The following is a 17,488-nucleotide window of genomic DNA, read 5'->3' as shown; positions in this document are numbered from 1 at the left end:
CCGGCCTCGACCCCCGAACCGGTCCCGTCTCTCGAACCGACCCCGATCCAGAACCGGATTTCGCAGCGGATGCGTGACTTGCGTTCGGCTCGAATCCGGCTCGAATCCGGCCCAAATTTCCCCCGATTCCGCCCCCGCCCCGCCCGGAAAGGCCCCCATAGATGGCTCGCCGTGTCGATCTTCACAGCAAAAACAAGCCCCGCCCGAACCCCTTGGACGTAGCCGATATTTCGTATATCGACTACAAGGACACCGTCTTGCTACGGAAGTTCATTTCCGATCGTGGCAAGATTCGAAGCCGCCGAGTGACCCACGTATCGGCCCAACAGCAAAGGCAGTTGGCGCGCGCCATCAAAAACGCGCGGGAGATGGCGCTGCTTCCGTACGGCTCCAAGTAGCCGGAAGGACACTGCGCGTGCACGTGCAGCCGCTCATGCAGCTGCACGTGAACAGGGTTATGATCCGGGGAAGTTGACCTCTGCACTACCCAGGAGACCCCGTGCACCACGCGTACAACGGCATGGCAGCCACGGACCTCTGCGGGGTCGTCTGGCAGAAAAGCCGGCACAGCAATTCGCAGGGCTCGTGCGTCGAGTTCGCGAAGCTGCCCGACGGGGGTGTGGCGGTGCGCAACTCCCGTTTTCCCGAAGGGCCGGCGCTCGTCTACACCCCGGCCGAAATAGAGGCGATGGTGCTCGGCGTCAAGGACGGCGAGTTCGACCACTTGGCCCGCGACTGACCTGAGCCGGGTCTCAGGGCTGATGGGCCTCAGGGGCTGACGGGCCTCAGAGCCGACGGGCCTCAGAGCTGACGGGTCCCGGGCGGCAGCCGGAAAAGCGCCCAGACGACCTTCCCGCCGAGTGAGCCCGTGAGCGGCTGCCAGCCCCAGCTGTCGGCGAAGGAGTCGACGAGGAAGAGGCCGCGCCCGGACTCGGCCGAGTCGCCGCAGCTCTCGATGGCGTCGGCGTCCATGGCGACCGGGCTCTCCCGGCTGGGGTCGCGTACGGCGCACACCAGCCGCGACGACCAGCGCATCAGATGCAGCCGGACCCGCGGGTCGAACCCCCCGGCGTCGCCGGAGCCCGCAGGACCCGTTGGGCCCGCAGAGCCCGCCGCGCCCGTCGAGTTCCCGGCGTCGGCGAAGTCGACGGAGCCCGTACAGCCGTCCGGCCCCGAGGCCGGCCGTGCCGCGATGCCGTCCGGCAGCCCGTGCCGCATCGCGTTGGTGACGAGTTCGGAGACCACCAGCGCGACGCTGTCGAAGAGGTCGGCGAGTTCCCAGCCCTGCAGGGTCACCCGGGTGAAGCGCCGGGCGCCGCCCACGGATTCGTATTGCGGAGGAAGGGCCAGCGAGGCGGATCCGGAGACCGCTGAGGGGTCGATCGGCGGGAGCCCTTGCCATAACGGCTCTAGCACGGTCGATCCTTTTGTCCCCATGCGAGACACTCCTGGCATTGGCGGTCGTCACGATCCGGCGGTCGGTATTTACCGAGGGTGAACCCCGGCCCCCTTGCATACGAACGAACGTCTTGCCCGCCCCATGGTTCCCAATGCGTACGGCAGATGCAAGGGCAGATGCACGTGCACGTGCGGTTTTTACGTATGCACGTGCAGGTTCACGCGCATTTCTTCCCGCGACTACTTTCGCCGAGCTCTCATTTCTGTAACCGGATGTGCACTCAACGGAGCCTGGAGATGGCAGACTTCGGCGCTCGGCGGCGAGATCGAGACACGCTCGGCGGCGCGACGCGTTGGAACGGCGCAACCAGTGCACCCAGAACGGCGCACCCAGAACAGCGCAACCAGCAGGAGGAGCGAGGCAGTGACGACAAGTGAGTCCAGCGGCTCAGTCGTGCGGCGCATATTGCTGGGCTCTCAGCTCAGACGGCTGCGCGAAACACGAGGCATCACCCGCGAGGCCGCCGGTTACTCGATACGCGCCTCCGAGTCGAAGATCAGCCGTATGGAGCTGGGCCGGGTGAGTTTCAAGGCGCGTGACGTCGAGGACCTGCTGACGCTCTACGGCGTCTCCGACACCGGCGAGCGCGAGGCCCTGCTCGCCCTCGCCCGCGAGGCCAACGTCGCCGGCTGGTGGCACACCTACGGTGACGTGCTGCCGGGCTGGTTCCAGACGTACGTCGGGCTGGAGGGCGCCGCCTCGCACATCAGCGCCTACGAGGTCCAGTTCGTGCACGGCCTGTTGCAGACCGAGGAGTACGCCCACGCCGTCGTCACCCGGGGCCAGCCGGCCGCCGCCGCGGCCGAGGTCGACCGCCGGGTCGCGCTGCGCCTGGAGCGGCAGAAACTGCTGGTCTCCGAGCGCGGGACGCGGTTCCACGCGGTGCTCGACGAGGCCGCGCTGCACCGCCCGTACGGGGACGCCGCCGTGATGCGCGGCCAGTTCCAGCACCTCATCGACGTCTCCGAGCGGGCCGACGTCACGCTCCAGGTCATGCCGTTCGCCTTCGGCGGGCACGCGGGGGAGAGCGGGGCGTTCACGATGCTGCGCTTCCCCGAGTCCGACCTGTCCGACGTCGTCTACCTGGAGCAGCTGACCAGTTCGCTCTATGTGGACAAGCGCGAGGAAGTGGCGCAGTACGAACGGGCGATGGCCCGGCTGCACGAGGACAGCCTGAACCCCCACCGGACAAGGGACTTGCTGCACCGGCTTCTTCAACTGCTTTGACGCATCAGTACGATGACATGTCATCAGGAGTCTGCTTCAGAGCGCGGGCGTCACGAGCGCCCCGTCTTTCAGATAGGGATGGCATGTCCTACTTCTCCGAGTTGGCCTTTCAGTACATCGACGGTGAGTGGCGGGCCGGCTCCGGCTCCTGGGACATCGTCGACTTCAATCCGTACAACGACGAGAAGCTCGCCTCGATAACCGTGGCCACGGTCGCGGAAGTCGACCTGGCCTACCGCGCCGCCGAGCGGGCTCAGCCGCAGTGGGCCGCGACCAACCCGTACTCCCGGCGGCTGGTCTTCGAGCGGGCCCTGCGGATCGTCGAGGACCGCGAGGAGGAGCTGGCCGCCGCGATCATCACCGAGTGCGGCGGCACCCGCGTCAAGGCCGGCTTCGAGCTGCATCTCGCCAAGGAGTTCCTGCGGGAGTCCGTGCACCTCGCGCTGCGCGCCGAGGGCCGCATCCTGCCCTCGCCGGTGGACGGCAAGGAGAACCGGGTCTACCGGCTGCCGGTCGGCGTCGTCGGCGTCATCAGCCCGTTCAACTTCCCGTTCCTGCTGTCGCTCAAGTCGGTCGCGCCGGCCCTCGCGCTCGGCAACGCCGTGGTCCTCAAGCCGCACCAGAACACCCCGATCTGCGGCGGCGGCCTGGTCGGCAAGCTCTTCGAGGAAGCCGGGCTGCCCGCCGGCCTGCTCAACGTCGTGATCACCGACATCGCGGAGATCGGCGACGCGCTCATCGAGCACCCGGTGCCGAAGGTCATCTCCTTCACCGGCTCCGACAAGGTCGGACGGCATGTCGCCACCGTCGCCGCAGCCAACTTCAAGCGCGCCATCCTCGAACTCGGCGGCAACAGCGCGCTGATCGTCCTGGACGACGCCGACATCGACTATGCCGTGGACGCCGCCGTCTTCAGCCGCTTCATCCACCAGGGCCAGGTCTGCATGGCGGCCAACCGGATGCTGGTGGACCGGAGCATCGCGGCCGAGTTCACCGAGAAGTTCGTCGCCAAGGTCAAGACGCTGAAGGTGGGCGACCCGGCGGACCCGGCGACCCACATCGGCCCGCTGATCCACGCCGGCCAGGCGGAGAGCATCACCACCCTGGTCGACCAGACCATCGCCGACGGCGCGAGGGCCCTGCTGCACGGCGCCACCGACGGCAATCTGGTCGGCCCTTCCGTGCTCACCGACCTCCCCGTCGACTCCCCGGTGCTGACCCAGGAGATCTTCGGCCCGGTCGCCCTGGTGATCCCCTTCGACGACGAGGACGAGGCGGTACGGATCGCCAACGCGACCCCGTACGGGCTCAGCGGCGCCGTGCACACCGGTGACATCGAGCGCGGCGTACGGATCGCCCAGCGCATCGAGACCGGCATGGTGCACGTCAACGACGGCACGGTGCACGACGAGGCGATCGTGCCGTTCGGCGGCGAGAAGCAGTCCGGTGTGGGCCGGCTGAACGGCGACGCGCTGGTCGACGCCTTCACCACCGTCAAGTGGATCTCCATCCAGCACGGCCGCAGTCAGTTCCCGTTCTGACCGTTACGGACCTGATTACGGACCTGATTACGGACCTGATTGAGGACAGGAGCTGACCGCATGGACTCCTACTGTGGTGGTTGTCGGGAAGAAGCCCCGGCCGATCCACCGCAGGAACCACCGCCCGATCCACCGCACGGAAGAGGACTCCCATGCCGACTCTGGTGAACGCCGAAGCACACGGCGACGAGCGCGGCGCGCTGCTCGCCTACCTGGAAGCGCAGCGCGGCGCCATCCGCCGCTCGCTGCTCGGACTGACCGACGAGCAGGCGGCGCTGCGCCCCACGGCCGGCGAACTCACGCTCAGCGGACTGCTCAAGCACCTGACCGAGGTCGAGCAGAACTGGATCGTCGCGATCCTGGCCGGCCGCCCCGAGGGCGACATCAAGCGGGACGAGAGCAACTGGGGCGACTCGTTCCGGCTGGTCGATGACGAGACCGTGGCCGGCATGCTGGCGCGCAACGCCCAAGTGGCCCGGGAGACCGAGGAGTACATCAACTCCCTCCCCGACCTCGACGGGACGGTCCCGCTGCCGGTGGCCCCCTGGTTCCCGCAGGACGGCCGCCGCTCCGCCCGCTGGGTTCTGCTCACCCTGATCCAGGAGCTCGCGAGGCACGCGGGCCACGCGGACATCATCCGCGAGGCGATCGACGGCAAGACGGCCTTCGAGCTGGTCGACGAGGACCGGGCCGCGCAGGCCGGATAGGGCGGCCCGCACCGCCGGACGCACGGGGCCGGCTGATCAAGGCTGATCAGCCGGCCCCGTCTACTCTGGCGACAGTGCAGGTGTACGGAAATAGGGGATGAGCAGAGACGATGTCAGCGACCCGACTGTTGGTTCTGGGAGCGGTCCGGCAGCACGGGCGGGCGCACGGCTATCAGGTCCGCAGCGACCTGGAGATGTGGGGCGCCCACGAGTGGTCCAACGTCAAGCCCGGCTCGATCTACCACGCGCTCAAGCAGATGGCGAAGCAAGGTCTGATGAGCGCGCACGAGATCGCCGAGAGCCCGGCGGGCGGCCCGCCGCGCACCGAGTACGAGCTGACGCCCGGCGGCGAGGCCGAGTACCAGACCCTGCTGCGCCGCGCGTTGTCCAAGCACGACGTGAAGTTCGACGAGCTCACGGCCGGCGTCGGCTTCATCGTCGACCTGCCTCGCGCCGAGGCGGTCTCGCTGCTCAAGGAGCGGGCCGCGGCCCTGGAGGGCTGGCGCGCCGAGATCGCCAAGCACTGGACGCCGGAGTCGGGCGACCACTCGGAGTGGGGTCACATCGGCGAGATCATGGGCCTGGGGGTGCACACCGCCGAAGGCGACGCCGAGTGGACGCGCGGGCTGATCGCGCGGCTGGAGGGCGGGGCGTACGTCATGGCGGGCGAGGGCGACCCGTGGGCGGGGATGCGGACCGAGGCCGCCGGCGATCCCTACGCGAGCCCGAAGCGTAGCTAATCAAGTTTGACTAAGAGGGGGCCCGGGGTTACCCTTCCTCTTGTAGTCAAGTTTGACTAACAGAGGGAAAGCCAGCGGCACTGACGCAACCGGAGGAGAGCGCCTTGCGTGACAGCGATCCAGCGATCGTCGTCGAAGGACTGCACAAGAACTACCGGGACAAGCCGGCCCTCGCCGGGCTCGACCTGACCGTCCCGCAGGGGACCGTCCAGGGAATCCTCGGGCCCAACGGCGCGGGCAAGACCACACTCGTACGGATTCTGGCCACCCTGCTGCGGCACGACGGCGGCCGGGCCGAGGTGGCGGGCTTCGACGTCCTGCGGCGCCCCGACGAAGTGCGCTACCGCATCGGCCTGCTCGGCCAGCACGCGGCGGTCGACGAGGACCTCAGCGGGCGGCAGAACCTGGAGATGTTCGGACGGCTCTACCACCTGGGCGGCCGGCGCGCGGCCGTCCGCGCGGACGAGCTGCTGGAACGGTTCGGCCTGGCCGCCGCCGGCCGCAAGGCCGTCGGCCAGTACAGCGGGGGCATGCGGCGGCGGCTGGACCTCGCGGCCGGCCTGATCCTGTCGCCGCAGATCCTCTTCCTCGACGAGCCGACCACCGGGCTCGACCCGCGCGGTCGCACCGAGGTGTGGAACGCGGTCCGCTCGCTGGTCGGCGGCGGCACGACCGTCCTGCTGACCACCCAGTACCTGGAGGAGGCCGACCAGCTCGCCGACCGCATCTCGGTGATCGACGCCGGCCGGGTCATCGCGGACGGCACGTCCGACGAGCTCAAGGCCAAACTCGGCGGGGACCGCATCGACGTCGTGGTCCGCGACGCCGACCGGGTCGCCGCCGCGGCCTCGGCGATCGGCATGGCCACCCGCTCGGACGCGGCGGAGACCGTCGTGGACGACCGCCGGATCAGCGCGCCGGTCGCCGACCGGATGGCCGCGCTGGCCGAGACCGTACGGGCCCTCGACGCGGCCGGGATCGAGGCTGAGGACATCGCGCTGCGGCGACCGACGCTCGACGAGGTGTTCCTGCACCTGACGGGCGCGCAGCGGGAGCCGGGCCGGTCGGACCCGGCGGACCCGGCGGACCCGGCGGACCCGGCGGACCTGGCGGGCCGCTCGGACTCGTCGGACCAGCCGGACCACTCAGGCCGCTCGGACTCGTCGGACCAGGAGGCGACCGTATGAACCGTATGACCACCGCTACGCCTACGCCCACGCCCACCGTCACGACCCTCCCCGCCGTGCCCACGGGCGGCTCCCGGCTGCGCTGGGCGCTCGTGGACTCCTGGACGATGACCCGGCGCGGCCTCGCGCACTGGGTCCGGCAGCCGGTCCAGGTGATCGTCGGCCTCGTCTTCCCGGTGATGATGCTGCTGATGTTCGCGTACTTCCTCGGCGGCAGCATGGAGGTGCCCGGAGGCGGCAGCTACAAGGACCTGCTGGTCCCGGGCATGCTCGCGCTCACCATGGCCTTCGGCCTGGAAGGGACGATGGTCGCGATCACCCAGGACATGAACAAGGGCGTCATCGACCGCTTCCGGTCCATGCCGATGGCCCCCTCGGCGGTGCTCGTCGGCCGCAGCGTCCTCGACATGCTCCAGTCCGCGCTGAGCCTGCTCGTCCTGATCGGCGTCGGTCTGCTGATGGGCTGGCGCTGGCACGGCGGCTTCGGCGACGCGCTGTACGCGGTCGGGCTGCTGCTCCTGCTGCGGTTCGCGATGCTCTGGATCGGCATCTACCTCGGCATGCTCGCCGGCCGGCCGGAACTCGTCACGGCCGTACAAATCCTGATCTGGCCGGTCGGCTTCCTGTCCAACGTCTTCGCCGACCCCGAGTCGATGCCCGGCTGGCTCGGACCCATCGCCGAGTGGAACCCGATGTCCGCCACCGCCACCGCGATCCGCGAACTCTTCGCCAACCCGGCCTGGAGCGGCGACTCGTGGGCCGCGCAGCATGCGGTGGCGGTGGCGGTCGTCTGGCCGGCGGCGCTGCTGCTGATCTTCTTCCCGCTGGCGGTCAGCCGCTATCAGCGGCTGAGCCGGTGAGCGAACCGGCTGCGGCGCTCAGGCAGGGAACTCTCCGCCTCTGACGGCGGTGACGAACGACGACCACGCGGCAGACTCGAAGGTGAGCGCGGGTCCGTGCGGGTCCTTGCTGTCGCGTACGGGTACGACGCTCACCGCCTCGTTCCTTTACATCCACCGGCGAACCTTCGCCACCCGTACCGAGGCCCGGCTGAAGATCGCCACGTGGATCACCGGGTTCTACAACCCGCGACGAAGGCACAGTGCAGCCGGCGGCCTGCCACCCGAAGAGTTCGAACAGATCATCACCGAAGCACGCACCCGAAGCCGGCAAGAGGCCCGGGCCGCAAAACGAAGGACTCTACGAAACCGGGGGATTGACAGTGTCATCGTCCACTACGACGGCCGTCACGGTCACCGTCGAGAGATGGGAGAAGGCTGTCCGAAGCACGCTGCAGTCACACGAGCACCCATTCTGCCAGCTGCTTGTGACGCTCCGTCATCGCTCCACAGAGAGTGGATCAGAACCGTATGTCGTGGCCACGGTCAGTCGTCGCGAACCTTCCGCCAACCCGCTTCGACCAGGGCTTGGCCCGGTGGTGTTGTATCCATAGTGACCATCATTCCTGTCGTTACTCGTTCGATTGTCCCGTAGCGAGACAGGGTGCCCAGGAGAGCCGGGGCACCGTCGTAGGCTGGGAAGCAGGTGCGCCGGTGGAAGGCCGGCCTGACACCGGCGGCGGGACAGAGCGGGTCGCAGACGGCGAACCGGATCCGGCTGTGGCGCGCGGCGGCGGCGCACTTGCGGCATGCGCCCGCCGGTGTGCTGGAGTCGGTTCCCAGACCGGCGAGCGAGAAAATGAGCAGCGCTGAGCCGCCCCACATGCGGTAGGGCGTGCGGCGGCCCTGCTTGTGGTCGCCGACGGCGACCAGACGCCGGTGGAGGAAGCGGACAAACGCCCGAGCCAGTTGTACCAGGACAAGGATCGCTCCGGCCAACGGGAGAAGCAGCAACAGGATCTGGACGGCGGCGGAAAGGACTCCCACCACTGGATTGCCAGATGCGGTGGCGCTCTCGACCAGCGTCTCGGCCGTGCTCCATCCCGTCTCGACGAGTTCGGGGAGCCGGACGACCAGGATGCCCAGTTGGACTGCCAGGGCGGGGACGACCACCAGCACCCAGGCGGTGACAACGATTTGGGGCCAGCGCTTGAGAGCCTGAAGCAGTTCGTCGGCCGGCTGCCGCAGGAGAGCCCGTTTCAGGATCGGCCCGATGTACTTGAACAGGTCGGGGATGCCGACCAGGTCGGAAATGATGTAGTACCCGTCGAACCGGAGTGACGGGATGAGCTGCTGCACGATTTCCAGGTTGATGGCCAAAATCGCCACCAGCAGGACTTGCCATCCGGTCGCGAGGTACGTCAGGGCGAGACCGATGACGAACAACGTATTGAAGTAGACGCCTCCGAGGTCGACCCGCAGACGGCCTGTGCGCCCCAGCCGGTACGAGTCGGTGACGTCGGTGTAGAAAGCGGGCCAAACCAAGTAGATGCCGCACCCCATGGCACCGGGACGTGCCCCGCTGTAGCGGCACGCCGAGGCGTGACCGATCTCGTGAAAGGCCCCGGAGACCAGGGCCAGAAGGAAGACCAGCGGGATGCTGGTGGGGGTGACCAGAGCCTGTTGCACGGCGCCGGCCATGCGACTGCCGCTGAATAGCAGGAATTCGCAGAATACGAAAACGCTGACGGCCAGGAGCATCAGGAAGGGCCGGTACAGCCACATGAAGAAGCCGCTGATGCTCCAGGAGGATGCCTCGGAGAAAACGTCTACCCGGAACCGCAGCGACAGAAAGGGGTCGGCCTTCGGGATTTCCGGGGGTGAGCCGTCGCTGTAGGTGGTGACTCCCAACGGCGCCAGTTTGTTGTCGATGAGGAAGACAACATGGTCCGGCCCGAATTCGCGGCCGGTTTCGTGGCTCAACGCTTCCGACAGGCGGGAGAGGTACTGCTGGGCGTTCCGCGGACCCGAAGCCGACTGCTGCTGGATGTGGACGAGCTTGGCCAGCAGGTACAGCAATTCGGGCAGGCGCACTACCTGCCCGTCGATGCGGCGCACCAGATGGGGCTGCACGCGGTACCCGGAGCCTTCGAACTCGCCGACCAGCTCCGTCCCTTCGGTCAAAGTGGGGACCGCCAGGGCGGGTGGAGGGGGATCTTCTGTCACAAGTGACAACACTCGCGGGCTGATGGCGCTCTCCAGGAGGTGAGGGGAGTGATGCGGCCGGTGCTAGCACAGAGCCTTCATTCGGACGAACGAGTGTGGGCTCTCCTGGTTACACACAAGGTCCGGCCGAACCGGAGGAATGGCATACCCTGATCGGGCCGGGCCGCAAAGCCCGTTCACGGCGTATCGGAAACGCACCTCACCAAGCCCCCCACGAAAGTCGGGGAAGCGCCGACGAGATCGTCAGCCCTTCCCCGACCGATGGTGAACGTCTGTCACCAGGGTGTTACCTCAGTGGGTCACCGTCGACGGGGTGCAGATCTGGGTGATCTCCTGCGAGCCGAGCGGCAGGCCCAGGATGAGCGCCGGAGAGGTGCTCTGGGTCGCGCAGGTCGACACGACAGTGGCACCGTCGTGGCCGCCGCCGTAACCTCCGCCGAAGGCGGAGAGCACGGCCCGCTCGGGCAGGAGCTCGCCGGCGATCTTGTTGAGCTCCTCAAAGTTAACGGCAGACATTCGGTTTTCCTTTCATCGTGCACTGCAGGCTGACTGCCTCGCTTGGTCATTTCTAGTTGTATCAGCCGTCCAGCCCTGAAACCAATGCGGCAGTCAAATTCACTCATTCAGCTCCGCGATTATTCGCATCATCCATCCGTGGAGTATAGGCCGAATATGCTATTCATTGGATGAATTATTTATGGCTACTGTCGGGCCTTCCCCCAACGCCGGCTACTGAACTTGAACGCGTGATGTCGGCCTGATCTGGTCAGGATTCCATCGTCAGGCCGGTGCCTGTGAGACAGCCGTTGATCAGGTGTGGTCGGTACTGGACCTGCTTGAGGCTGCGTTTGACGGCGGTGGCCAGCTGGTCGATGTTCGCGGCAGCGAGGTTGCCGATGGTGCGTTTCACCAGTGACCAGATGCCTTCCTGCGGGTTGAGGTCGGGTGCGTACGTGGGGAAGTGGAACACCGTGAGGCGATGAAAGCCTTCATCTGTGGCATGAGATGAGTCCGCAGGTTGTCCCAGACCAGGAGGACCGGGCCGCCGAGCTGGTTGTGTGCCCGAACGATCAGGTCGCGGTAGTCCTGCCAGGTGAAGCCCTTGGGCTCGTTCTTGCGCCCACGATGCACGCGAAAGCTGTAGATCAGCCGTGACCGCTCTCCGTTCTTGAAGCAGGTCATTCCGGCCATAGAGACACGGCCGGAGCCCCGGCCCCGCACGTGGACCACCGGCGTGTGGCCGATGCGGCCCCAGGTCCGGGCGCGTGGCGGCCTCATCGAAGGCGTCGCCGTCGATCCGGGACAGCAGACGGCCCAGGGTGGTGGCCCGCGGCAGACGCGTCAGCCCGATCCGTTCCCGCACTTCGGGGGTGGCGTCGGCGGTGAACCGGACGATGCCGGCCAGGGTGGTCGCGCCGCCGAGCACCGCGAGCAGACACAGGGCGAGCAGGGCCCCCAGCCGGTAGCGGCGGCCCCGCACCCGCCGCGGATCGGGAATCCGGTCCAAGACCTCTCGCAGCGAGGCAAGTTCTTCAAGCGGGCAGGGCAGGTCGATGTCCTCGCGGTGGCGCTGCAGGACACCGATCAGAGAAGATGACACGCGAACGCGACCCCTGTTCGTGATCAAAGGCTTCGAGAACCTTGATCATCGGGGGTCACGTTCCTTGTCTCCAGCGCGGACGACCCGCCCACCCGGGCACACACCCACGCGATCAGCACGTCTCATCGAGTGAGAACGCATCAGCCCTGCCCGGGCGAGTGGGGAACGGCTGTCGCATGCTCAGCCGGACCGTTGTTGCTTTCGCTTGGGATTGACCGCTCGCCTCCCATAATTGCGTCGCTCCAGAATGTCCCGACTCGTCCAACGGTGCGATCCCGTGACGTGCCAGTATCGGCAGTGGGGGCATAGGTAGATGCGATCAGCTGGGGGCGTATTTTCGAGTAAGGGCTGTTTCGCCAGCCATTTGCGAGCTGCATCCTCGCTTGGGAACGGTACCTTCCCGCCGAACGGGCAACGTGGCAGGCTCACGTGGTCACACCTCGTCGGAATTCAGGAGCGGAGCCCTCGCCTCAGCCGCGCTCGCAAGACGGGACTGGCCTCCTGTTGTTCCAGGACGGAGACTCGTAACAACAGCAGTGGTCGCGCCCTCGGAACGATGTGCAAGGCTCGGCAGAAGCACACCTCACCAAGCCCCCCACGAAAGTCGGGGAAGCGCCGACGAGATCGTCAGCCCTTCCCCGACCGATGGTGAACGTCTGTCACCAGGGTGTTACCTCAGTGGGTCACCGTCGACGGGGTGCAGATCTGGGTGATCTGCTGCGAGCCGAGCGGCAGGCCCAGGACGAGCGTCGGAGAGGTGCTCTGGGTCGCGCAGGTCGACACGACAGTGGCGCCGCCGTGGCCGCCGCCGTGGCCGCCGCCGTGGCCGCCGTCGTGGCCGCCGCCGTGGCCGCCGTCGTAACCTCCGCCGAAGGCGGAGAGCACGGCCCGCTCGGGCAGGAGCTCGCCAGCGATCTTGTTGAGCTCCTCAAAGTTAACGGCAGACATTCGGTTTCCCTTTCATCGTGCACTGCAGGCTGACTGCCCCGCTTGGTCATTTCTAGTTGTATCAGCCGTCCAGCCCTGAAACCAATGCGGCAGTCAAATTCACTCATTCAGCTCCGCGATTATTCGCATCATCCATCCGTGGAGTATAGGCCGAATATTCTATTCATTGGATGAATTATTCATGGCTACTGTCGGGCCTTCCCCCAACGCCGGCTAGTACTCCAGCCGGACTTCTTCATTGGCGCTGGTCAACGGCTTGGGCGTGGGAAGTGTAGCGGCTTGGAGTGGTAGTAGGAGGGTGCGTTTCTCTTGAGGGACTTGCGGGTTGTTGATCATGCTGCTGTAGCGAATTCGTGCTGGTAGCGGTTGGCGTGGTCGCGTTGGTAGGTGCGGTCGGCATGGAAGCGCCAGTAGGCGTCGAAGTCGCCGTTGTCGAGGACCGCGCGCAGGAGGAGGACGGCTTCGGCCCCGGTCAGACTCCATCTCGCGCCGGTGATGTCGAGGCGGTCCTTGATCAGGTAGCGGCAGCAGCCCTCGATGACGCCGCTGGCGATGGGCCAGCCCAGGGCGAGGGCGATGTGGTAGGCCAGGTAGGGCTGCTTGGCTTCGAGGTAGGCGGCGGTGCGCTCCAGCCCCGGCAGGGCGACGGGGCTGTCCTGCTGGCGGGTGCGGGCCTGGGCGCGTAGGTCCGCGACGACGCGGGCGCTGTGTCCCTGAAGGACGGTGCGGGCCATCTCGGCGACGTGGGCCGCGCGGGCGGGGCCGGTGGGGTGGAGGTCCTCGGCCGCCCTCCACAAGTACTCAAGAACGTGAACAAAGTCGACGACGATGTCGACGACGATGTCGATGCGGATGCCTCGGGCGGCGGCTTCGCTTCGCAGGCAGTGGAGTTGGTGGTTGGCTCCGTCGACCAGCACGACCCAGCGGCGCCTGTGCTCGGGGTCGCGCGCGGTGGCACAGTCGAACATGGCGGTGACCATCTCGGCGGTGGAGTGCTGGAGCGAGGCATGGACCTCGCGGCCGGTGGCATGTGGGCCTGGCTGGCGGGCGAGACGTTCCCCGGCGGTGGCGGGGAGGATGCCGGCGGGGGTGCGGGGTGCGGGGTGCGGTGGCCGCGCTCGGCCCGGCGGCGCTCCACGCCGTCCGCGCCGGTCACCGACTCCAGTCGGACCTCGGCCACGGCCCGCGCGTCGAGCTGGTCCTGCACCATCCGCCGCAGCAACTCCCGCCCGGCGGTAGTGACGTAGTCCTCCAGCACCTCCGCGGTGCACGCCATCATCACCGGACCGGACAGGTGTCCGACCATCTCCTCCAAACGGGTGAAGGTGGCCGTGAAGGCGTCGGCCGGGGCGGCCGGGTGCGTATAGGGTTCCACCGGGTCTTCTTCCTTGCTGGTCAGGCGCTACAACCCGACCAACACGGAGAAGGCCCTTTACCGTTACGGCAGTTCACCCGCGCGAGGTCGTTGCCGCCCTCGCTTTGAGCGGCGCGAACAGGCCAGGCGCGGGGCGATCGCGTCCAGAGCGCGGGCGATACGGTCGTCGTTGAGCAGGTCCGGCTCGATGCCGAAGACCTCCTCGACAGCCCACTTCCGCGCCCAGTCCTCCACCCGCACCATCGAGGTCGGCGAGGACAGCCGGTTGGCGATCAGCGCCTCAACGACCTGCCGGTGCGTCAGATGAGCCACCTCACGGACAGGACACAGCTCGTCGATGATCCCGGCCACGTCCAGCCGGCGCAGAAACTCGGCAGAGGCAGGCAGAGCGCCCAGACGCCTCTCCACCACAGACGCCAACTCCACCGACATGCGGGGACGCTGGACCCGGGAACGACGCGAACGAGATATCGGCACGCCCAGAACAACGACCCACACCCACCGAAGTACCGGCCAACTCATCAGTTCATCCGATTCAGCTATGTGCGGAGGATCGGTCTAGCGGTAGACCGCTGTCTGTGCGGGTGCACGGAGCCACACTGGCCCGCGCCACCCGCGACGATCTCGGTGCCCGTGTAGCGGCGACGGCGGCCAGGTCAGCCAGCTCATCGGTAGGCGCGGGACCGGAGGCCAGCCCTTCATCGTCGGCAACCGGTTCACCATGTACGCCGGGCTGGAGATGGGGAACACACCATCTGGCTGAGGACGACGACGAACTCCACGGCAACGCTGGCTACCTGGACGTTGCTAACCCTTCTCGTCAACCCCTCGGCACTGGCGCGCCGTGTCGTGGCTCAGATGCACAAGTTACCCAAGATGTGACGTGTGGGTGCTGTTCCACGTTTCGTCACGACAACGGCCCCCGCTGCCAGGCGAGGGCCGCTCACTCGGGAACCCGCTGCGGCGCTCAGGCAGGGAACTCTCCGCCTCTGACGGCGGTGACGAACGACGACCACGCGGCAGACTCGAAGGTGAGCGCGGGTCCGTGCGGGTCCTTGCTGTCGCGTACGGGTACGACGGCGTGGAAGTTATCGGCAACCTCGACGCACTGGCCACCGTCCGTGTTGCTGTACGAGCTCTTGCGCCACGCGGCGGCACTCAGGTCGATGGGTCGCACTGCGCTTCCTCCAACATCTGGGTGATGAACTTCCGCGACTCTGCCGGGGACAACGCCAGGTCGCGCACCGCATCATACGCGCGTTGCAGGCGCTCGACTTGGCTTGTTTCCTCGAACAGTTCGCCGTGAATGTCGTTCTCGGTGTAGGCCACGGTACGGCCGTCCACTAGCCGCAGAAACATCACGTCGGTATTCATCAAGCCGTGGAGCCCGGCATCCTGCGGCAGCACGTGCAGCGTGAGGTTCGGGCGGCCAGCCGCCTCGGCTAGGTGTTTGAGCTGCGTTTGCCATGCCTGCTTATCGCGCAAGGATGCGCGCAAGACTGCGTCAGACAGGATGGTGCGGAAGTGAGGTGTGCTGTCGTTGTTGAGCAGCTCACGTCGCCCTATGCGTGCTTCGACTTGCTGGTTCAGTTCTTCACCTACGGCACCACCCGCCGTGAGGGCTTCGCGCGCGTACCCGTCCGTCTGAAGCAGGCCGGGCGGGGCGCTCACCGCGTAGTGCCACAAGCTGACCGCGTCGGCCTCCAACGCCATGTACCGGCGATATTGCTCTCGGAACTGGGTTGGGTCGCCGAGTGCGAGTTCCCACAGGGTGAGCAGGAGGCCGGGAGTTCCGTAATGCTGGTCGAGGGCTTGAACGACTTCCGGTCCGCCGAGGGTTTCGCCGCTCTCCATCTTTCCGAACAACGACCAATCCCAGCCCAGCACTTCGCCGAGCTTTCGCAGGCTGTCGCCGCTTTGTGAGCGGAGTAACCGCAGTTCCTCAACGAACCGTTGGCGCGGTTCCTGACTCCGGCCCGTGACTACCCGTCTCGGCGGCATGGCGCGCTCCTCCGTGGAAGGTGTGGAAGAACCGCCGCGCGGTCGGGGAAGTACGGCTCACGGACGGTGTTCGTTCCCTGCTCCGGGTCCATGCTCGTAGTGGCCGGAACACACAGAGTAGTCGAAGCCTTGCACCTCGGGCAGGCGTTGGGCAGACGGAGCGAACCCATGACGACGGAGTGGCAAGCAGCGGCAACGACAGTAGGAGCACCAGGCATGAGTCGGCGGATCTTTCGATACGTCGCCTTCTCGATCGTGCAGGACGCGACGGCGGAGCCGGAGTACGCGGCGCGTTGCGTCTCGGGGGACGAATCCGAGTGCGGTGCCGAGTCCGGTGTCGGACACCACCCTGCGGTGGTCGAGGAGTGGCAGCGCCGGCACGCCCAGGAGACGCGGCACGTGCGCTACCGCCGGAACTTCGCGGACTACGCGGTCATGGAGCCCCCGGACGGTCTTCCGGTCGAACTGCAACCGGCGCGCGTCGCGCGGGTCCGCGCGTGAGGCGCTTACGCAGCTGGAAGGTGACGGCTGACGGCGCTTTCTGGGGCGGGGTCCTCATGATGAGCAGCGTCGGCGGCCTCCTGGCCGTGATCGTCCTGGCCGTGGCCCGGCAGCCACGGCCGTGAGGCACCACCACCCGAAGACTCCCGCCCTGGCCGGACCATCCGCCCGCAATCCTGATAAGGAAGCATGCGGCCCGAAGCACTCACGAGCGAGGCGCTGATGGACTGGAAAACGCACGCCGCGCGGTTGGCGGCCGAGGTGACCGCGCCCGTCTCTCGTTGGCGGGAAGCGGTCGCCAGCACCCCCCGGCATGTCTTCGTGCCCCGTTGGTGGGAGCGGCGGGATGGCGGGACGTGGGGGTTGCGGGACACAGGCGGCGACAGAGCGGCTCGGCTCCCTCGGGATGACTCCGCAGGTGGTCACCTGCTACCCGGTACGCCGAACCACACCCGTCGGAGGCGTACGAGGGGTTGAGGGCCGAGGGCCGAGCCGGAGCGCACTCCCGAGTCTGTCCTGGTCTGACGAGCTGAGCTTCGGGCTTCGGGCGTCGAGGCTCGAACGTCGAGCTTCGCGCTTCGGGACCCGAGCTTTCTATGCGAGGAATGGGCGGAGAGATATACCCACCCACCCTCCCAACTCCCGCACGCACTCGTGCGGATGACAATTTGTGACCGAGTCGCCACGCTGCGCTGTTGCGGTGTAGCGTCCCCAGCAACGAAACGACCCCCGCCGAGTGCTTACGACACTCAGACAGGGGTCTGACCACCGAGATCGAGAGACCGATCCCCATGGCTGTTGCCAACTTTAGCGTTGCCCCGCGCCCGTACGCTCCCCCGATGGCCGCTCCCGGCTTCGGAAAACGCTCCGCGCCGGGCCAAACCCCCCGCCGCAGCGACACGTTCGCGCAACTGCCCGAGCGCGAGGCGTACATCGCCTCCCACATCGACCGGCTGCCGGACGGCGCGGCCATCGACACCAAGACCCTCGCCAAGGAGCAGCCGCTCTACGGCCAGGCGGCCACACGGTCCGCGCTCAGCGCGCTCTCGCGGGGCGGCCTCCTGCGACGGGTCCGCGAAACCGTCGACGCCGACCGCTCCCAGTGGGTCACCCGCTCGTACTTCACCCGCATCGCCC

General features: G+C 67.3%; 18 protein-coding genes and 4 pseudogenes. 11 read left to right on the top strand and 11 right to left on the bottom strand.

Annotation, left to right across the window (positions count from 1 at the left end; all coding sequences use genetic code 11):
- Nucleotides 1-161: 161 nt before the first annotated feature.
- Both rpsR and QMK28_RS18425 read left to right on the top strand, forming a co-directional pair.
- Nucleotides 162-398 (top strand): 30S ribosomal protein S18, encoded by a 237-nt coding sequence (gene rpsR, locus QMK28_RS18430; protein WP_326439251.1) that lies wholly within the window; start codon nt 162-164, stop codon nt 396-398.
- A 101-nt stretch (nt 399-499) separates the two neighbouring features.
- Entirely contained in the window at nt 500-739 is a 240-nt protein-coding gene (locus tag QMK28_RS18425; protein ID WP_326439249.1) for a DUF397 domain-containing protein, read from the top strand.
- 62 nt (nt 740-801) lie between these two features.
- On the opposite strand, the gene QMK28_RS18420 is transcribed toward QMK28_RS18425, so the two are convergent.
- The gene (locus QMK28_RS18420) at nt 802-1,437 is read right to left on the bottom strand and encodes an ATP-binding protein (RefSeq protein WP_443050763.1); all 636 of its coding nucleotides are present in this window, start codon (nt 1,435-1,437) and stop codon (nt 802-804) included.
- A gap of 385 nt (nt 1,438-1,822) precedes the next feature.
- Here QMK28_RS18420 and QMK28_RS18415 point away from each other — a divergent pair, with 385 nt between their 5' ends.
- The 6 genes from QMK28_RS18415 to QMK28_RS18390 all read left to right on the top strand — a co-directional run bounded on the left by QMK28_RS18415 (nt 1,823) and on the right by QMK28_RS18390 (nt 7,721).
- Nucleotides 1,823-2,686, top strand: a complete 864-nt coding sequence (locus QMK28_RS18415) for a helix-turn-helix domain-containing protein (RefSeq protein ID WP_326439245.1) — start codon at nt 1,823-1,825, stop codon at nt 2,684-2,686.
- Nucleotides 2,687-2,769: 83 nt separating this feature from the next.
- The gene (locus QMK28_RS18410) at nt 2,770-4,227 is read left to right on the top strand and encodes an aldehyde dehydrogenase family protein (protein ID WP_326439243.1); all 1,458 of its coding nucleotides are present in this window, start codon (nt 2,770-2,772) and stop codon (nt 4,225-4,227) included.
- A gap of 152 nt (nt 4,228-4,379) precedes the next feature.
- A complete protein-coding gene (locus tag QMK28_RS18405; protein ID WP_326439241.1) occupies nt 4,380-4,934 on the top strand; it encodes a DinB family protein in 555 nt (184 codons plus the stop codon).
- Nucleotides 4,935-5,044: 110 nt separating this feature from the next.
- Nucleotides 5,045-5,674, top strand: a complete 630-nt coding sequence (locus QMK28_RS18400) for a PadR family transcriptional regulator (RefSeq protein ID WP_326439239.1) — start codon at nt 5,045-5,047, stop codon at nt 5,672-5,674.
- Nucleotides 5,675-5,778: 104 nt separating this feature from the next.
- The gene (locus QMK28_RS18395; protein ID WP_326439237.1) at nt 5,779-6,861 is read left to right on the top strand and encodes an ATP-binding cassette domain-containing protein; all 1,083 of its coding nucleotides are present in this window, start codon (nt 5,779-5,781) and stop codon (nt 6,859-6,861) included.
- A gap of 5 nt (nt 6,862-6,866) precedes the next feature.
- A complete protein-coding gene (locus tag QMK28_RS18390) occupies nt 6,867-7,721 on the top strand; it encodes an ABC transporter permease (RefSeq protein ID WP_443050765.1) in 855 nt (284 codons plus the stop codon).
- An 18-nt stretch (nt 7,722-7,739) separates the two neighbouring features.
- Here the strand turns inward: QMK28_RS18390 and QMK28_RS18385 are convergent.
- The 7 genes and pseudogenes from QMK28_RS18385 to QMK28_RS18360 all read right to left on the bottom strand — a co-directional run.
- Nucleotides 7,740-7,850, bottom strand: a pseudogene (locus QMK28_RS18385) (DUF397 domain-containing protein); the annotation flags it as partial.
- A 396-nt stretch (nt 7,851-8,246) separates the two neighbouring features.
- On the bottom strand, nt 8,247-9,884 hold the full coding sequence (locus QMK28_RS18380) for a hypothetical protein (RefSeq protein ID WP_326439235.1): 1,638 nt from the start codon (nt 9,882-9,884) through the stop codon (nt 8,247-8,249).
- A 333-nt stretch (nt 9,885-10,217) separates the two neighbouring features.
- Nucleotides 10,218-10,442, bottom strand: a complete 225-nt coding sequence (locus tag QMK28_RS18375) for a hypothetical protein (RefSeq protein WP_326439233.1) — start codon at nt 10,440-10,442, stop codon at nt 10,218-10,220.
- Nucleotides 10,443-10,692: 250 nt separating this feature from the next.
- A pseudogene (locus tag QMK28_RS34330) lies at nt 10,693-11,216 on the bottom strand (transposase); the annotation flags it as partial.
- A gap of 37 nt (nt 11,217-11,253) precedes the next feature.
- Nucleotides 11,254-11,406: pseudogene (locus QMK28_RS34325) on the bottom strand (hypothetical protein); the annotation flags it as partial.
- 795 nt (nt 11,407-12,201) lie between these two features.
- On the bottom strand, nt 12,202-12,474 hold the full coding sequence (locus QMK28_RS18365) for a hypothetical protein (RefSeq protein WP_326439229.1): 273 nt from the start codon (nt 12,472-12,474) through the stop codon (nt 12,202-12,204).
- 332 nt (nt 12,475-12,806) lie between these two features.
- Nucleotides 12,807-13,442, bottom strand: coding sequence for a hypothetical protein (locus tag QMK28_RS18360; protein ID WP_326439227.1), 636 nt, complete (start codon nt 13,440-13,442; stop codon nt 12,807-12,809).
- Between the two features lie 39 nt (nt 13,443-13,481).
- Here QMK28_RS18360 and QMK28_RS18355 point away from each other — a divergent pair, with 39 nt between their 5' ends.
- Nucleotides 13,482-13,721 carry a hypothetical protein gene (locus tag QMK28_RS18355; protein ID WP_326439225.1) on the top strand — a complete coding sequence of 80 codons (240 nt, stop codon included), beginning with the start codon at nt 13,482-13,484 and terminating at the stop codon, nt 13,719-13,721.
- 191 nt (nt 13,722-13,912) lie between these two features.
- On the opposite strand, the gene QMK28_RS18350 is transcribed toward QMK28_RS18355, so the two are convergent.
- The 3 genes from QMK28_RS18350 to QMK28_RS18340 all read right to left on the bottom strand — a co-directional run bounded on the left by QMK28_RS18350 (nt 13,913) and on the right by QMK28_RS18340 (nt 15,850).
- A complete protein-coding gene (locus QMK28_RS18350; RefSeq protein WP_326439223.1) occupies nt 13,913-14,260 on the bottom strand; it encodes a DUF4277 domain-containing protein in 348 nt (115 codons plus the stop codon).
- A 556-nt stretch (nt 14,261-14,816) separates the two neighbouring features.
- Complete coding sequence (locus QMK28_RS18345; protein WP_326439221.1) at nt 14,817-15,026, bottom strand: DUF397 domain-containing protein; 210 nt, start codon at nt 15,024-15,026, stop codon at nt 14,817-14,819.
- Nucleotides 15,008-15,850, bottom strand: coding sequence for a helix-turn-helix domain-containing protein (locus QMK28_RS18340; RefSeq protein WP_326439219.1), 843 nt, complete (start codon nt 15,848-15,850; stop codon nt 15,008-15,010). Before QMK28_RS18340 ends, QMK28_RS18345 begins: the two co-directional genes overlap by 19 nt.
- A 216-nt stretch (nt 15,851-16,066) precedes the next feature.
- On the opposite strand from QMK28_RS18340, the gene QMK28_RS18335 reads away from it, so the two are divergent.
- Nucleotides 16,067-16,351, top strand: a complete 285-nt coding sequence (locus tag QMK28_RS18335) for a DUF7848 domain-containing protein (protein ID WP_326439217.1) — start codon at nt 16,067-16,069, stop codon at nt 16,349-16,351.
- Nucleotides 16,352-17,190: 839 nt separating this feature from the next.
- Nucleotides 17,191-17,488, top strand: a pseudogene (locus QMK28_RS18330) (hypothetical protein); the annotation flags it as partial.

The sequence above is a fragment of the Streptomyces sp. H27-D2 genome (assembly GCF_035828615.1).
Lineage (GTDB): Bacteria > Actinomycetota > Actinomycetes > Streptomycetales > Streptomycetaceae > Streptomyces.
Note: the sequence above shows the minus strand (reverse complement) of the source record. Positions and strands in the feature narration are given on the sequence as shown.

What these genes read in the sequence shown, in the direction of transcription:
- QMK28_RS18420 (WP_443050763.1), bottom strand. Translation starts at nt 1,437, where the DNA reads ATGGGGACAAAAGGATCGACCGTGCTAGAGCCGTTATGGCAAGGGCTC.
- QMK28_RS18360 (WP_326439227.1), bottom strand. Translation starts at nt 13,442, where the DNA reads ATGTTCGACTGTGCCACCGCGCGCGACCCCGAGCACAGGCGCCGCTGG.
- QMK28_RS18355 (WP_326439225.1), top strand. Translation starts at nt 13,482, where the DNA reads ATGGACCTCGCGGCCGGTGGCATGTGGGCCTGGCTGGCGGGCGAGACG.
- QMK28_RS18390 (WP_443050765.1), top strand. Translation starts at nt 6,867, where the DNA reads ATGACCACCGCTACGCCTACGCCCACGCCCACCGTCACGACCCTCCCC.
- QMK28_RS18340 (WP_326439219.1), bottom strand. Translation starts at nt 15,850, where the DNA reads ATGCCGCCGAGACGGGTAGTCACGGGCCGGAGTCAGGAACCGCGCCAA.
- QMK28_RS18400 (WP_326439239.1), top strand. Translation starts at nt 5,045, where the DNA reads ATGTCAGCGACCCGACTGTTGGTTCTGGGAGCGGTCCGGCAGCACGGG.
- QMK28_RS18375 (WP_326439233.1), bottom strand. Translation starts at nt 10,442, where the DNA reads ATGTCTGCCGTTAACTTTGAGGAGCTCAACAAGATCGCCGGCGAGCTC.
- QMK28_RS18405 (WP_326439241.1), top strand. Translation starts at nt 4,380, where the DNA reads ATGCCGACTCTGGTGAACGCCGAAGCACACGGCGACGAGCGCGGCGCG.
- QMK28_RS18410 (WP_326439243.1), top strand. Translation starts at nt 2,770, where the DNA reads ATGTCCTACTTCTCCGAGTTGGCCTTTCAGTACATCGACGGTGAGTGG.
- QMK28_RS18335 (WP_326439217.1), top strand. Translation starts at nt 16,067, where the DNA reads ATGAGTCGGCGGATCTTTCGATACGTCGCCTTCTCGATCGTGCAGGAC.
- rpsR (WP_326439251.1), top strand. Translation starts at nt 162, where the DNA reads ATGGCTCGCCGTGTCGATCTTCACAGCAAAAACAAGCCCCGCCCGAAC.
- QMK28_RS18365 (WP_326439229.1), bottom strand. Translation starts at nt 12,474, where the DNA reads ATGTCTGCCGTTAACTTTGAGGAGCTCAACAAGATCGCTGGCGAGCTC.